Annotated in this window: 14 protein-coding genes and 1 pseudogene; 9 read left to right on the top strand and 6 right to left on the bottom strand. The window is 71.0% G+C overall.

Annotation, left to right across the window (positions count from 1 at the left end; all coding sequences use genetic code 11):
• Positions 1-28: 28 nt before the first annotated feature.
• From ACE1OC_RS41650 to ACE1OC_RS41635, 4 genes are all read right to left on the bottom strand, one after another.
• Complete coding sequence (locus ACE1OC_RS41650) at positions 29-949, bottom strand: RNA polymerase sigma-70 factor (protein WP_407841880.1); 921 nt, start codon at positions 947-949, stop codon at positions 29-31.
• A gap of 39 nt (positions 950-988) precedes the next feature.
• Positions 989-1,909, bottom strand: a complete 921-nt coding sequence (locus tag ACE1OC_RS41645; RefSeq protein WP_407841879.1) for an NAD-dependent epimerase/dehydratase family protein — start codon at positions 1,907-1,909, stop codon at positions 989-991.
• Positions 1,910-1,999: 90 nt separating this feature from the next.
• The gene (locus tag ACE1OC_RS41640) at positions 2,000-3,169 is read right to left on the bottom strand and encodes an epoxide hydrolase family protein (protein WP_407841878.1); all 1,170 of its coding nucleotides are present in this window, start codon (positions 3,167-3,169) and stop codon (positions 2,000-2,002) included.
• 345 nt (positions 3,170-3,514) lie between these two features.
• Positions 3,515-4,264, bottom strand: a complete 750-nt coding sequence (locus ACE1OC_RS41635) for a TetR/AcrR family transcriptional regulator (protein ID WP_407841877.1) — start codon at positions 4,262-4,264, stop codon at positions 3,515-3,517.
• Between the two features lie 116 nt (positions 4,265-4,380).
• Between ACE1OC_RS41635 and ACE1OC_RS41630 the strand changes: the two genes are divergently transcribed.
• The 9 genes and pseudogenes from ACE1OC_RS41630 (at position 4,381) to ACE1OC_RS41590 (ending at position 11,148) form a co-directional block, all read left to right on the top strand.
• Positions 4,381-4,686 carry a hypothetical protein gene (locus ACE1OC_RS41630; protein ID WP_407841876.1) on the top strand — a complete coding sequence of 102 codons (306 nt, stop codon included), beginning with the start codon at positions 4,381-4,383 and terminating at the stop codon, positions 4,684-4,686.
• A 150-nt stretch (positions 4,687-4,836) separates the two neighbouring features.
• Positions 4,837-6,108: a ParA family protein gene (locus tag ACE1OC_RS41625; RefSeq protein ID WP_407841874.1), complete on the top strand. Its 1,272-nt coding sequence runs from the start codon at positions 4,837-4,839 to the stop codon at positions 6,106-6,108.
• 126 nt (positions 6,109-6,234) lie between these two features.
• The gene (locus ACE1OC_RS41620; protein WP_407841873.1) at positions 6,235-7,008 is read left to right on the top strand and encodes a ParB/RepB/Spo0J family partition protein; all 774 of its coding nucleotides are present in this window, start codon (positions 6,235-6,237) and stop codon (positions 7,006-7,008) included.
• 116 nt (positions 7,009-7,124) lie between these two features.
• A pseudogene (locus tag ACE1OC_RS41615) lies at positions 7,125-7,313 on the top strand (hypothetical protein); the annotation flags it as partial.
• Positions 7,314-7,942: 629 nt separating this feature from the next.
• Complete coding sequence (locus tag ACE1OC_RS41610) at positions 7,943-8,734, top strand: hypothetical protein (RefSeq protein WP_407841872.1); 792 nt, start codon at positions 7,943-7,945, stop codon at positions 8,732-8,734.
• Between the two features lie 2 nt (positions 8,735-8,736).
• Complete coding sequence (locus ACE1OC_RS41605) at positions 8,737-9,612, top strand: hypothetical protein (RefSeq protein WP_407841871.1); 876 nt, start codon at positions 8,737-8,739, stop codon at positions 9,610-9,612.
• Between the two features lie 9 nt (positions 9,613-9,621).
• Positions 9,622-10,203 (top strand): telomere-protecting terminal protein Tpg, encoded by a 582-nt coding sequence (gene tpg / locus ACE1OC_RS41600; protein ID WP_407841870.1) that lies wholly within the window; start codon positions 9,622-9,624, stop codon positions 10,201-10,203.
• A 103-nt stretch (positions 10,204-10,306) separates the two neighbouring features.
• On the top strand, positions 10,307-10,831 hold the full coding sequence (locus ACE1OC_RS41595; protein ID WP_407841869.1) for a sigma factor: 525 nt from the start codon (positions 10,307-10,309) through the stop codon (positions 10,829-10,831).
• A 56-nt stretch (positions 10,832-10,887) separates the two neighbouring features.
• Positions 10,888-11,148: a hypothetical protein gene (locus tag ACE1OC_RS41590; RefSeq protein ID WP_407841868.1), complete on the top strand. Its 261-nt coding sequence runs from the start codon at positions 10,888-10,890 to the stop codon at positions 11,146-11,148.
• 121 nt (positions 11,149-11,269) lie between these two features.
• Here ACE1OC_RS41590 and ACE1OC_RS41585 read toward each other — a convergent pair whose 3' ends face one another.
• Positions 11,270-11,743, bottom strand: a complete 474-nt coding sequence (locus ACE1OC_RS41585) for a MarR family transcriptional regulator (RefSeq protein WP_250744360.1) — start codon at positions 11,741-11,743, stop codon at positions 11,270-11,272.
• On the bottom strand, positions 11,740-12,222 hold the full coding sequence (locus ACE1OC_RS41580) for a hypothetical protein (protein ID WP_407841867.1): 483 nt from the start codon (positions 12,220-12,222) through the stop codon (positions 11,740-11,742). The genes ACE1OC_RS41585 and ACE1OC_RS41580 overlap by 4 nt, the downstream gene beginning before the upstream one ends.
• Positions 12,223-13,671 lie beyond the last annotated feature (1,449 nt).

Here is a 13,671-nt window from a genome sequence, read left to right as displayed (position 1 = left end):
GCCCTACGGCACCCCCCACCGCCGGATTTCACATGCCGGACGCTCCTGACGCGAGCCCCTCCGCTCCCCAGCCCGCCAGGCCCGCCAGCTTCTCCGGATTCACCTGCAACCGCAGGTTCACGACCCGCCCGTCCCCCGCGTCCAGGTCGTAGGTCAGCGCCGCACACGCGGCTCCCTGGTACACGAACACCACCGACTCCTCCCCGTTGACCCGCGCGGACTCCAGGGTCACCGCCTGCAGCGAGGGCTTGGCCAGCATCCCCAGCAGCCAGCGCGCCACGTGGTCGGCCCCGTAGAGCGGCCGCCGGGCCGCCGTCACCTTGCCGCCGCCGTCCGACCAGGCCGTCACCTCGGGGGCGAGCAGTTCCATCACCGCGTTCAGGTCACCGCCCGCGCACGCGGCCAGGAACCGCCGGGTCACCTCGCCGCGCTGCCCCGGTTCGGTGGCGAACCGCGGCCGCCGCGCCTGTACGTGAGCGCGGGCCCGATGCCCGGTCTGCCGTACGGCCGCCTCCGCGCGGCCCAGCACCTCGGCGATCTCCGCGTACGAGTACCCGAACACCTCCCGCAGCACGAACACGGCGCGCTCCAGCGGGCTCAGGCTCTCCAGCACCACCAGCATCGCGGTCGACACCGTCTCGGCCATCTCCACCTCCTGCGCACCATCGGGCACGGTCGGCAAGGACTCGGTCAGGAGCGGCTCCGGCAGCCACGGCCCGATGTAGGTCTCACGGGTGGCACGGGCCGAGGTGAGCCGGTTCAACGACAGGTTGGTGACCGTGCGCACCAGGTAGGCCCGCGGGTTGAGGACCGCGGACCGGTCCGCGCGGTCCCAGCTCAGCCACGCGTCCTGGAGCACGTCCTCTGCGTCGACGACGCTGCCGAGCATCCGGTAGGCGACCCCGAAGAGCAGCCGGCGGTGGGCGGTGAAGGGACCGAGGGCATCCATATCGGCTCCCGGGAGGGACTCAGCAGGGGTCACGAACGATCATGCTGCCGCCACCCCCGCGCCCTCCGCAAGCGCACCCGCCCCTGCCGCGCTGCTCGCGCAGGTCGGCGCCCAGCCCAGCTCACGCCCCGCCTTGGCGTTCGACAGCCGCAGATCCGTCCTCATGATGGTGTGCGCGAGCGGAGCCGGCTTCAGCACCCACAGCGGTACGGTCATCGGCGCGGGCGCCCCGAACGCCGCGGCCACCGCCCGCATGTGCGCGTCCCAGCCCAGCGGTTCGTCGTCGGCGATGTTGTACGCCTGCCCGGGCCGCCCCGACTCCACGCCGGCGACCACGGCGTTCGCCGCGTCGGCCACGTCGACCCAGCTCAGCGCCCGCCCCTTGGCCGCCACCACGGGCAGGGCCCGCTTGCGCAGCATCGGGACCACGTGAACGTCCGTCACACCGGCCCCGTAGAACAGCCCGAAGCGCAAGCTCACCCCCTCGATCCCGTCGGCGGTGAAGGCCAGCTCCTCCTTGGTCCGCATCGCGCCCACGTGCCGCTCCAGCCAGAGGTTCGCCCCCTGCGGCCCGAAGCCGTCGTCCTCGCCGAGCACGGCCCCGCCGTGGTCCCCGTACCCGTAGCCGAACATCATCGACTCCACGACGAACCGCCGCGCCCCGGTCTCCCGCGCGGCGGCCAACAGGTTGACGGTGCCCTCGGTGCGCAGCGCGTTCGTCCCCGCCATGTCCTGGTGGCGGGCCATGGTCTTCCCCGACAGCGCCGTGGCCGCGTGCACCACCACGTCGAAGCCGAGCCCGTCCACGGCGCGCAGCAGGCCCTCACGGTCGAGCAGGTCGGCCCGGACCTCCATCCCGGCGCCCCGGCCGAGACCGGCGACCTCGTGCCCGGCCGCGCGCAGGGCCCGTACCGCCCGCTGTCCCAGAACCCCGCTCGCACCCGCCAGCAGAACCTTCATGGCCGTCTCCTTCTCCGCTCACCCTTCGCGCTGTCATCCATGGGACCGACGAGCGGCCCGGAACGTGACACGGAGCAAAAGCGACCTGGCTCACAAGGCCCGGAAGAAGGCCCGGACGTCACCCACCAGCAGCTCCGGAACCTCCATCGCGGGGAAGTGCCCGCCCTTCTCGTACGAGGTCCAGCGCACGATGCGGTCGGTCCGCGCGGCGATGTGCCGCAGCGGCACGAAGTTGTCCCGGGGGAAGTCGGCGAGCGCGGTCGGGGTGCTCGACACCTCGGCCGGCGCGCCCTGGTAGTCGGCGTGGGCACGCTCGTAGTAGATGCGGGCGGCAGAACCCGCGGTCCCCGTCAGCCAGTACAACGTCACGTTGGTCAGCATCTGATCGCGATCCACGGGGCAGCGCGGGTCCGCCCACTCCGCGAACTTCTCGCCGATCCAGGCGAGCAGCCCGACCGGCGAGTCGTTCAGCCCGTACGCGAGCGTCTGCGGCCGGGTCGCCTGGATGTCGGCGTATCCCTGCCGCTCGCGCGCCCAGACCCGGTACCGCTCCCAGGAGGCGAGCGTGCGCTCCCGCTCGGCCGGGCTCAGCGGGGCCAGCTCCTCCGGCCGGGGCTCGGCGGTGGCACCGCCGCCCGGGAGCAGGTTCAGGTGCACCCCGCGCACGTTCCCGGGCCGGATCCGCCCCAGCTCCCGCGAGACGGCGGCGCCCCAGTCACCGCCCTGGACCCCGTACTCCTCGTAGCCGAGCCTCTCCATCAGCACGCCGAAGGCCCGAGCGACCCGCTTGAACTCCCACCCCCGCTCGGTGGTCGGCCCGGACAGGGCGAAGCCGGGGATGTGCGGCAGCACCAGATGGAAGGCATCACCCGGATCCCCGCCGTGCGCCCGCGGATCCGTCAACGGACCGGCGACCTTCTGGAACTCCACGAACGAACCCGGCCACCCGTGGGTCATGAGCAGCGGCGTCGCGTCCGGCTCGGGCGACCGCAGGTGCGCGAAGTGCACCCGAGCCCCGTCAATGACGGTGGTGTACTGCGGCCATTCGTTCAACCGCGCCTCGGCGGCCCGCCAGTCGTAGCCGGTACGCCAGTACCCCGCGAGGTCACGGAGCTCCCCCAGCGGCATCCCGTACGCCCGGCCCGCCCCCGGCACCTCATCGGGCCACCGCGCCAGCTCCAGCCGCCGCCCCAGATCGTCCAACTCGGCCTGCGCCACCTCCAGCCGGAACGGCACCGCCCACTGCTCCACGTCACCCATGCCCTCGCACCTTCCACCCACTACCGACCCCACCAACGCCCCCGAGCCCCCTCACCGTTAACGCCGTTAATCCCCGCCCCACGACCACGCACCGAGCGTTAACGCCGTTAATGCCCAGCCCCACCACCACACCCCACCCCCCTCGGGCGTTAACGCCGTTAATGCCGCCCACCCATCACAGCGAGCCCCCTCACCGTTAACGCCGTTAATGCCCACCCGCCCCCAAGCACTGGCCACCCCGGGCGTTAACGCCGTTAATGCCTCCCGCCCCACCCTCGCCCCGCTCGCCCCACGACCAAGACCACGAGGACCCCCACCCCACCCCGGCGTTAACGCCGTTAATGCCTAAGCCCGCCCACCCACCCGCTCCGCCACCAGCAGCCCGAGCCCGTCGAGGATCCGCTCCAACCCGAAGTCCAGCGCCTGGTCCTGCCCCCCGGCCTCCGCCACGGAGGCCAGCGCGGCCCCGAGCGCCGGGTACTTCTCCCCGTGCACCCGCATCACCTCCCCGAGCACCGACGTCAGCTGCGCGTCCGGCCCCTCCCCCACGGCCCCGCCCGCCATCGCCCGCTCCTGCTCCGCGATCCCGCGCACGTGCCCCGACACCAGCACCACCGCGTCGATCGACTCGGCCCCCGTCAGCCCGCACCCGTCGAGCGCGGCGAGTGCCCGCTCCATCCACCCGACCTCGACCGGCCCCATCACCCGCGCCCCGACCGTCGCCTCCAACAGCCACGGATGCGCCCGGAATCCGGCGAGCAGCTCCCGCGCCCACGCCTCCAGCCGCTCACGCCAGCCCTCCCCCACCAGACGGCCGTCCAGGACCGAGGGGTCCGGCATGGCGGCTTCCACCATCAGCGAGACGAGCTCCGCCTTGCCCGGCACGTACCGGTACAGCGCCATCTTCGTGACGGCCAGCCGCCCGGCCACTCCCTGCATCGATACGCCGGCCAGCCCCTCGGCGTCCGCGAGGACGACCCCCGCAGCGGCGATCCCCTCCAGCGTGAGCCCCCTCTTGGGCCCGCGCGCCGGCTTCACCGGCGGCCCCCAGAGCAGCCGAACGGCCGCGCCCCACTGCTCGTCCGCGTCCGTCATCGGATCCCCTCGTACTCCGCCCGCCATTAAACTGCGTCTACCGTACACGTTAACGGCGTTAATGCCCGTCCCGGCGTTAACGCCACCCACCTCCCCCCTCCGCGTTAACGCCGTTAATGATCCACTTCTCCAATAGGTACTGGCCGACTGGTTTCTTCACGCACCTCTGCCTAGATTGCCCCCGGCCGAGCCACGGTGCCGACCTCCCCGGTTCCGCCCAACCACCGCAACCCCAGGGGCTCCGCTCCAACGTCCGGATCCGTGCCGGGATCCGCCTGGTCATCGGCGACCTGTGGAACATCCCGCTCCCGGGGATCGTGCCCGCGGAGCGCATCTCCCGCTTCGACCCGGCCGGATCGCCCGAGTTCTGGTCCGAGCTGGGGCCGCCGGTCCCGGACTCCTCTCCGCCCGCGGCCGGCTGACGACACGTGAGTTCTGGTCCGAGCGGCCACCGCCCGCGGCCGGCTGACGACACGTCCAGGCGGCCATTCCCGGCCGATCCTCACCACTTCGTTAGCAAAACTCAAGCGTGGCGCCCACGAACACCCTTGAACGTTAGTAAAGTCCCTCGCATGACTTCGCCCTCGTCTCCGAGCGACCGTGAGAAGGTCGTCTCCAAACTCCCTCCGTGGCTGCGCCAGGAGCTCAAGATCCGCACCGCCCAGCTGCGGGTGGACATCCAGGACGCCGTCCACCAGGGCATCGCCCACTGGAGCGCGCTCGCCTCCTCCCCCTCCCCCGTCGACACCTCCGGCGCCGAGTCCTTCTCCACCTGGCTGCCCGCCGGCCAGTGGGAGTCCTTCCGTACCGGCTCCAAGGACCGCGGCGTCTCCCTCATCCAGGGACTCGCCCAAGCCGTCTCCCTCTGGCTGGAGATGAACCCGGCCCCCACCGTGAAGCGGCCCGCGGTCGTACGGCGCATCGTGGTGTGCAACCAGAAGGGCGGTGTCGGCAAGACCGCCATCACCGCCGGCACCGCCGAAGCCCTCGCGGAGGACCCCGACACCCTCCACCCGGTCCGCGTGGCCCGCCAACTGGCCCGTCTCTCGGCCGTCGAGGACGGCGACCAGACGACCCCGGAGGCCATCGCGTCCGCCCCGCCGGTCGACCTCGAAGACCTGCCCGGCCTCGGCATGCGCGTCCTGCTCGTCGACTTCGACCCGCAGGGCCACCTCACCAAGCAGCTCGGCCGGCAGCCGCTGCCCATCGGCGGCGACAGCCTCACCTGCCACATGGCGGGCGAGGCCAAGGGGCCCCTCTCCGACCTGATCGTCCCCATCCCGGACGAGCACTTCGGCGACCGCCTGCACATCCTCCCGGCCTGTACGGACGCCTTCCTCCTCGACGTCCGCCTCTCCACGGTCCGCGCCCGCGAGGCCGCGCTCGAACGGGCCCTCGCCCCCGTCGAGGCCGACTACGACGTCATCCTGATCGACTGCCCGCCGAGCCTCGGCCTCAGCATGGACGCCGCCATCTACTACGGCCGCCGCCGCGACGCCGAACAGCCGGGAGCCTCCGGCGCGCTCATCGTGGTCCAGGCGGAGGACTCCTCGGCGGACGCCTACGACCTCCTGACCTCCCAGATCAACGACCTCCGCGACGACCTCAGCCTCGACATCGACTACCTCGGCCTCGTCGTCAACCTCTACGACGGCCGCCGCGGCTACATCGCAACCAGCTCCCTCCAGGCCTGGATGGACATAAAGGATCCGCGGGTCGTGGCGATCGTCCCTGACCTCAAGGAACAGCGCGAAGCGGTCCGCGTGAAGCAGCCGCTGTTCGTCTACGCACCCAAGGGCGAGCAGGCGGTCGCCCTGCGCGCCCTCGCAAGGGAGATCTCATGAGCAAGGCCGACAAACTCGGAGTCTCGAGCTCCTTCGCCCGCGCCCAGCCCGTCGGCGTCAGTTCCCGCCGCGCGGCCATCGCCGAAGCCACCGGCGCCCCCACGTCCGGCGTGGTCCCGCCCTCAGGTGCCGATCGAGGCCCTCGCCCACAACCCCTTCAACCTCCGCGAGGACCTCACGGAGCTCGAAGAGCTGGCCGCGTCCCTCACGGTCCGGGGCCAGCTGCAGCCCCTGGCCGTCGCCACCCGCATGGCCTTCATGGAGGCCCACCCCGGCAACGCCGACGGCCTGGGCCGCGCCCCGTACGTGGTCATCGACGGCAACCGGCGTCTGGCGGCGGCCCAGCGCGCCGGCCTTCGCACCATGCAGATCCACGTCAACGACACCCTCGCCTCCTCGGCGGCGGACATCCTGGAGTCGGCTCTCATCGCCAACGTCCACCGCGTGGACGTGGCCCCCATGGACCAGGCCCGAGCCCTCCAAGAACTGGTCGAGGTCCACGGCTCCCAGGCCCAGGTCGCCAAGCGCCTCGGCAAGACGCCGGCCTGGGTCTCCCAGCGCCTGACCCTCCTCAACCTCACCCCGGAACTCCAGGACAAGGTCGAGACCGGCGAACTCAAGGTGGAACCGGCCCGCCGCATCGGCCGCCTCCCCTTGGAGGACCAGGCGTCCGCGGCAGAGGAAGCCGTTAACGCCGTTAACCCCCCACGCCAACGCACCCGCCCGACCCAACCCCCCACCCCGAACCCCACCCCCGAACCCCACCCCTACCCCGCCACGTCCCCCCGCCGCATCACCATCACGGCGGACTCCCCGGACACGATCGCGGACGCCCTCACCGCCCACCTCACCCCGGACGACCTGAAGGCGGTAACAGAACTCCTCCTGACCCGCATCTAACCCACCCCCGACCCGACACGAAGGGGGCGTTGGCCCGGCCGGACCACCACCGCCCCCACGTGTGTTTCACGTGCGTTCCATGGTGCGGTTCGCATAAGCTGCGCCTGGAGGTGCCCATGCCCAACGCGCACGAAAACGAACAGACCACGCTCTTCGCCGCGGTCGATGCCCTGCTGGAAGAGGCCGCGGCACAGGACGCCCTCCCGCACCCGGACGAGCGCAAGCGCCTCCGCGAGGCCGCGGGCCTGAGCCAGGACCAGATCGCCCAGGCCCTGGCCGTCCGCCGCGAAACGGTCACCTCCTGGGAAACGGGCCGCACGGCCCCCCGCCCCCCGAAGCGCGCCGCCTACGCCCGCCTCCTCAACGGCCTGGCAGACCTCCACGGCATTAACGCCGTTAACACCCCCCGGCCCAGCACCGCCCCCATTAACGCCGTTAACACCCCCCAGACTGCCGCGGGGCAGTCCACCGCACCGCAAGTTGCCCCAGAGCAGCTCCCCGCCCCACAGGCCACCGCACCGCAAGTTGCCGCAGAGCCCTCCGCCGCCCCGCAGGCTGCCGCACCTCAAGCCACCGCCCCGCAGGCGCCCGCCGCAGGCCAGGCCACCTCACCGCAGCCCACGCCCCCGCCCCCGCCACCCCCGAGGCCCGCGCCGAGAGCGCCGGGCCCACCCCCAGCGGCGCCGCACCCGTTAACGCCGTTAACGCCACCCCCCACCCCGGGCACGCCGGCCCCGAAGCCGCACCCCCGCAACCGGGGCCTGGGGCGGAGCCCCAGTTTCGGGAAGGGGCGGGTAGGGGAACAGCCCCGCAGGGCCCCACCCACCCCCAGACGGCAACGGCAACGGCAACCCCCCGCCCAGCCGCCACCAAAACCACCCGCACCACCCCCACCAAGCCCACCCCCCCGCCCCTCCCAGAGGGCAACGGCCCCTTGGCCGTACTCGACGGCGCAGGAAAGGCCCACGCCGCCCACGGCGCAGTCCTCACACCCCCCACCACCCTTCCCGCCCTCATCGAGTGGGCCCTCACCCCCGCCGCCGGCCTCCGCTCTCCCCGCCTCCACCGCAACGGCAAGGACGGCGACCCCCTCCTCGTCCTCACCCCCGCCGCCACCGAGGCACTCGGACTCCCCCTCGTCCTCGAAGACCGCCGCGGCCTGCGCCTCCCCGACGACCACCCGGTCATCAAGCAGCTCACCAAAGCCAAATGGCAGCTGACCCGCCGCGGTTTCGGCCCGTGGCCCCGCATCTACCGCCCCGCCACCCCCACCACCGGCCGCCAGTGCGTCCAGCTCGCGATCCTCCCCTGGGGCGCCCTCGACCCGCGCGCCTGGGGCGAAGCAACCTCCCACCTCCCCGCACCGGAACTCGCCGACCTCCTCACCTCCTACGCGACCCGCGTCCTCACCCCCCGCGGCTCCACCGCCGTCTCCGGCCTGGAGCTGATGACGGCGCTGCGCCCGCCCACCCGCGCCGCCCGCGACGAGTCCACGAACACCTGGGTCTCCGCCCCGGTCCCCGGCTCGCTCACCCGCCCCGTCGACCCCGCTCCCCCGGAGGCCCCCGACGAGCACCCGGTCGTCGCGGCCCTCTACCCCCGCTCCCACCCCCGGAGCGCACCCCGGACCAGGTCCTCGACGAAGAGGCGTACGACTGGATCCGCGATCCCCAGCTCCTCACCGACGCCGAGTGCACCCGCACCCACGCCGTCGGCATCGACGTGAACATGGCCTTCGCCGCGGCGGCCAACCGCCTCCTCGTCGGCACCGGCCCCGCAGTCCACACCGACGGCCCCCGCTTCGACCCGAAGCTCCCCGGCTGCTGGCTCGCCGACCTCTCCGCCGAAGCCGCCGCCCTGGACCCCCGCCTCCCCAGCCCCTTCACCCCGAACGGCCTCCCGCCCACCGGCCCCGCCTGGTACGCCACTCCGACCCTCGCCTACGCCCAGGAGCTCGGCCTCACCGTCCGGCCCACCGAGGCCTGGCTCCGCCCGGAACACGGCCCGTACCTCGACGCCTGGTACACCCGCCTGCGCGACGCCTACATGGCCACGATGGCCGAACTCGGCGTCCACACGTCCCTCACGGACTCCGCCTTCCTTCAGGCAATGGCGGAGTACAAGAACAACTCCGACCACCCCCTCCCCCAGACCGCGGTCCTCTCCGCGATCAAGTCCACCGTCAAGGGCGGCATCGGCAAGCTCCGCGAACGCCCTCAGGGCGCCGGCTACCGCCCCGGCGAGAGCTGGCCCGCCCTCGAACGCCCCACCTGGCGCCCCGACATCCGCGCGGCCGTCATCTCGACGGCCCGCGTCAACATGCACCGCAAGATGCAGAAGCTCGCAACGGCAGCAGACCTCCACCCCATCGCCGTCCTCTCGGACTGCGCGGTCTACCTCTCCGACGGCCCCAGCCCCCTCGACTTCCTCCCCCGCACCCCCGAGGGCAAGCCCCTGCCCGGTGGCTTCCGCCTCGGGGTCAGCCCCGGCATGGTCAAGCACGAGGGCACCCAACCCCTCCTCTGGGCCGTTCAGCTACTCGACGAACGCCACAACCCCGCCCGCCACATCAAGGGCCACGACGCCGCGGCCGACGGAGAGTAAGAGCCACCCATGTCCGAGATCAGCGACAGCCTCGACCGCGCCGACAAGGGCCACGACGCCGCGGCCGAGAACTTCACCCGGCCCATCCCCAAGTCGGCGGGCGCCCAAATCCGGTACCTCGTCAAGCAACTCAAATCGACCAAGGCCGTGGCCGACCTCCTCGCCATCTCCCGGCGCACCGTCGAGCGGTACGTGAAGGACCAGATCAAGCAGCCCAAGCCGGCCCTCTCCGCCCGCCTGGAGCGCGAAGTCCGCCGCCGCTGGCAGCCCCTCGTCCGCAAGCGCGCCCGCGACAAGGCCGCGAAGCAGACCGGCCTGGTCATCGAGACCCGCGCCCGCTTCGGCTTCAGCGCCGCCCCCGGCACCACCGACGACGGCCGGATGCGCCGCATCACCCAGCACCTCCCCCCGGAGTACGCCTCCCGCCTCTTCAGCGCCCACGAGGCCGGAGCCACCGAGGCCCAGCTCCGCGGCATCACGGCCGAAGGCCTCCAGGAGATCTACTTCAAGGACAACGGCGCCCGCGCCCAGGGCCGCGCCCAGGGCCTCGTCGAGTTCACCGACATCGACTACGTGGAGCTCAACTTCTGAGAAGCCACCCACAAAAGGAACAAACAAGAAAATGACCTGCATCCCCGAGCACGACGACGCGTTGGCGAAACGTTTCGAAGGGTTACGCCCACACCTCCGGGCCGTGGCCTTCCGCATGCTCGGCTCACTCGCCGAAGCCGAAGACGCCGTCCAGGAAGCCTGGCTGCGCCTCGGCCGCTCCGACTCCGCCGAGATCGACAACCTGCCCGGCTGGCTGACGACCGTGGTCGGCCGGATCTGCCTGGACATGCTCCGCTCCCGCGTCTCCCGCCGGGAAGAGCCCCTGGAGGCCCGCCCGGTGGAGCCCGTCCCCGGCGGCCCCTCCGACGACGCCGCCCGGACGCCCGCCCCCGAGGAGGAGGTCCTGCTGGCCGACTCGGTGGGCGCCGCCATGCTGGTCGTCCTGGACCGGCTGACCCCTGCCGAGCGACTCGCGTTCGTCCTCCACGACCTGTTCGCCGTCCCCTTCGAGGACATCGCGCTGATCACCGAGCCTGTTCGCCGTCCCCTTCGACGCCCGCCTCTGCCCGCCAGCTCGCCAGCCGCGCCCGCCGCCGGGTCCGCGGCGCCGAAACGGGGCCCCAACCCGACCTCACCCGCCGGCACCAGATCGTCAGCGCCTTCCTGAACGCGGCACGCAGCGGCGACTTCGAGGCCCTGCTCGAAGTCCTCGACCCCGATGTCGTGGCGCGCGCCGACAACGGCACGGCCGACGCCCTCTCCGCCATCCACGGAGCCGCTCTGGTCGCCCGTCAGGCGGCCACGTTCGCCCGGTTCGCCCAGAGCGCGCAGCTCGCCCTCGTCAACGGCGGCGTGGGCGTCGTAGCCCGCTTCGACGGCGGCTTCCGCGTCATGCTCTTCACCATCCCGGACACCCGCATCACCCAGGTATCCGTAGTCACCACCCCGGCAGCCGTGGCAAACCTGAACATCCACGCCCTCTAACCCGGAACGACGGCCCTCAGCCCTCCCCCAAGCCCCTCGGACACCGCAAAGGGCCCCGGAGTACTCCGGGGCCCTCAAAGGCCCCTGAGCACCCCTCAGAAGCCCTACAAACACCACTCACTCAGCCAACCGCGTGCAGCGCCCGACGCCGCTTCGATTCAGCCGCCTTCTTCGCGACGGCCTGAGCCGCCCGCTTCTTGCGCTGCTCGGCGAGCTGGTCCTGATACGCCGCCACCGCCCGGTGGTAGCTGGCCACATAACCCCGCGCGTCCAGCCGTTCCTCGGCATCCATCTCGTTCACGGCGGCGACCGCGTCCTCGAACGACGTGTACCCGGCAAGCATCGGGTTGATCTGATAGACCCCGTTCCGGATCTTCCTGACCAACTTCGCCAGCTCCAGGCTCCTCAAGGCAGCGTTCACGCTCGGCCGGCTCAGGTCCAGCATGCCGCCGACCGTCGCCTGGTCGATCAGAATCCGCCCACCCGGCTCACTGAGCGAACGCAGCTTCAGCAATACCCGGTACGCCGCCGGCGGCAGGTCGAGGTCGGAGAGCAGCCCGTCTGCGTTGACCGCAGCGAATCGCAAGGTGCTCACTGAGCCGTCCCTTCTCCCGTGCGCTTCGTCCGGCTGACCCGACGCGCAGCGCGCTCTCTTGCCCGTTCGGCCCGCAGTTCCGCGATGGCCTGCCTCATGTGGTCCAGCGAGGGGAAGCGCACCAAGTCCGGCAGGCTCGTATCGCTACGAATCTGCGAGATGGTCCCGTGCTGCTCCACCTTCACGAACTCACCCGTCATCTCAGTACCCGGGATGAACTCCGCTACCCGGTAACTGTAGGGCGGGTTGAACTGATACACACCCCGCCGCACCTTGAAGACGATCCCATGAGACATCACCGTGTGCAGAGCTTCCGACGTCTTCGTCCGGCTGACATCCAGGATGGTAGCCATCTCCTCCTGGGTAAGTGGAATCCGCCCCCCCGCCCGCTGGCAGGCGATGAGCAGCAGGATCAGCCGCAGAGGCAGCGCTTCTCGGAAGTACTGGGCGATGACGAGGAAGAACTCGAGGCTGTCCATCGAGAGTCCACGCATTCGGCTGGTTCTCGGTCCCGTAGAACTCCAGCGGCTTGCGCTCGCCGTCCAAGGTCAGCTTCCGCGTCGGGTACCGCTTCGCGAGGCTGTCCAGATCCTTGACCGGAGCCAGGGGCTGACTCCACGCGGAGATCGCGTCGTCCACCGGCAGATCGGGACGCGGGGTCCCTACCGGATTGCCCCGGCGGCGCTGTGGCTCTGATGACACGAGGCTGCTCTCCACTCCGTTGATCTGCGGAGATCAGTATGTCAACAAGGGTGACACAAGTGTCACGCTCGTTGACGTTCGGCGTGTCTTGTGTCCCCTCACAGGTGACATATCTCAGCCACACCCTCCCCGGACCCCCCGCCCGACCCTCCCCGGCCAACCCCACCCGCCCCACCACCAGTTAGCCGGCAGATCTCCCTCCATACGTCAGCCCCACCGACGTTTTAGCGCATTTTACGTCAACGCCACTGACATTTTGCAGCCGTTGTGTCCCCCTAGCAGCGACACAACCACCGAGATATGTCCCTCCTGAGGGGACATATCTTTTCCCCCGCACCCCCTCTGACCTGCGACAACGCATCTCCGTACCTTCTATAGGCCGGTGGTCGCTCCCGCCCAGACGTTCAACCCCATCTCAACCAGCACCAAAGACCCACCTCCCGCCCAAGAAACAACCCCTTCCCACCCCCCGATCCGCCCACCGGAACCCCCCACTCCCCAGCCACAACCCCGCAGAATCTGACTGATTCCCGTCTCTATCCACTCTCCATTTTGAATCACCCTCCCCACCCAACCCTTAACGCCGTTAACACACCCCCCTCGCACCCCCATTAACGCCGTTAACCCCAACCCCAAACCCCCAGGTCACCACCCCCCACTCCCACCCCCGCCCCCAAAACCCCCAACTCCCACCCTTCACCACTGCAAAACCACAACCGACCCCCCTCAACACCTCTAAACCCCCAAGGAAAACCAATGGCTGATTCAAAGCCCAGACCCCTCCAGAGTGAAGCGGAGGAGTCCCTGCCCAAAGGCCAGGCTCTGGGTTTCAGAGCAACCCTGCTCGGCAGCGAACCAAAGGCACTCTTCCCCAAAGAAGAAGCTCAAGGCCCCAAACGGTTGTCCCGAGCTCAGCAGGAGGGCCCGGTCTGAAGCGCGTAGCGCTTCGAGGACCGCAGCGAAGCAGAGGCCCTCCGGCCCAAAGGGCCGACCCGGGCGCGCAGCGCCCGGGCTCCCCTCCCAAGCGCGCAGCGCTTGGGAGGGGAGCGAAACACTGGACTCCCGCCCGAAGGGCGGGCTATGGCTCGGAGCGAAGCGGAGAGCTGGGCCCGAAGGGCCCCGGCCGAGCGCAGCGAGGCCGTTCGGTCCTGAGCGCGCAGCGCTCAGGTACCCGCTCCGAAGGAGCGGGCTCTAGCTTCGCGTAGCGAAGCCCGCCGAGCGAAGCG

It is taken from the genome of Streptomyces stoeckheimensis, from assembly GCF_045822005.1.
GTDB lineage: Bacteria > Actinomycetota > Actinomycetes > Streptomycetales > Streptomycetaceae > Streptomyces > Streptomyces stoeckheimensis.
The sequence above is the reverse complement of the archived record's forward strand: the minus strand, read 5'-3'. Positions and strand labels throughout refer to the sequence as shown.

Bases quoted from the DNA above. Each gene is read 5' to 3' on its own strand.
- ACE1OC_RS41630 (WP_407841876.1), top strand. From the start codon at position 4,381: ATGATCCACTTCTCCAATAGGTACTGGCCGACTGGTTTCTTCACGCAC.
- ACE1OC_RS41625 (WP_407841874.1), top strand. From the start codon at position 4,837: ATGACTTCGCCCTCGTCTCCGAGCGACCGTGAGAAGGTCGTCTCCAAA.
- ACE1OC_RS41635 (WP_407841877.1), bottom strand. From the start codon at position 4,264: ATGACGGACGCGGACGAGCAGTGGGGCGCGGCCGTTCGGCTGCTCTGG.
- tpg (WP_407841870.1), top strand. From the start codon at position 9,622: ATGTCCGAGATCAGCGACAGCCTCGACCGCGCCGACAAGGGCCACGAC.
- ACE1OC_RS41580 (WP_407841867.1), bottom strand. From the start codon at position 12,222: ATGGACAGCCTCGAGTTCTTCCTCGTCATCGCCCAGTACTTCCGAGAA.
- ACE1OC_RS41645 (WP_407841879.1), bottom strand. From the start codon at position 1,909: ATGAAGGTTCTGCTGGCGGGTGCGAGCGGGGTTCTGGGACAGCGGGCG.
- ACE1OC_RS41605 (WP_407841871.1), top strand. From the start codon at position 8,737: ATGGCCTTCGCCGCGGCGGCCAACCGCCTCCTCGTCGGCACCGGCCCC.
- ACE1OC_RS41640 (WP_407841878.1), bottom strand. From the start codon at position 3,169: ATGGGTGACGTGGAGCAGTGGGCGGTGCCGTTCCGGCTGGAGGTGGCG.
- ACE1OC_RS41650 (WP_407841880.1), bottom strand. From the start codon at position 949: ATGGATGCCCTCGGTCCCTTCACCGCCCACCGCCGGCTGCTCTTCGGG.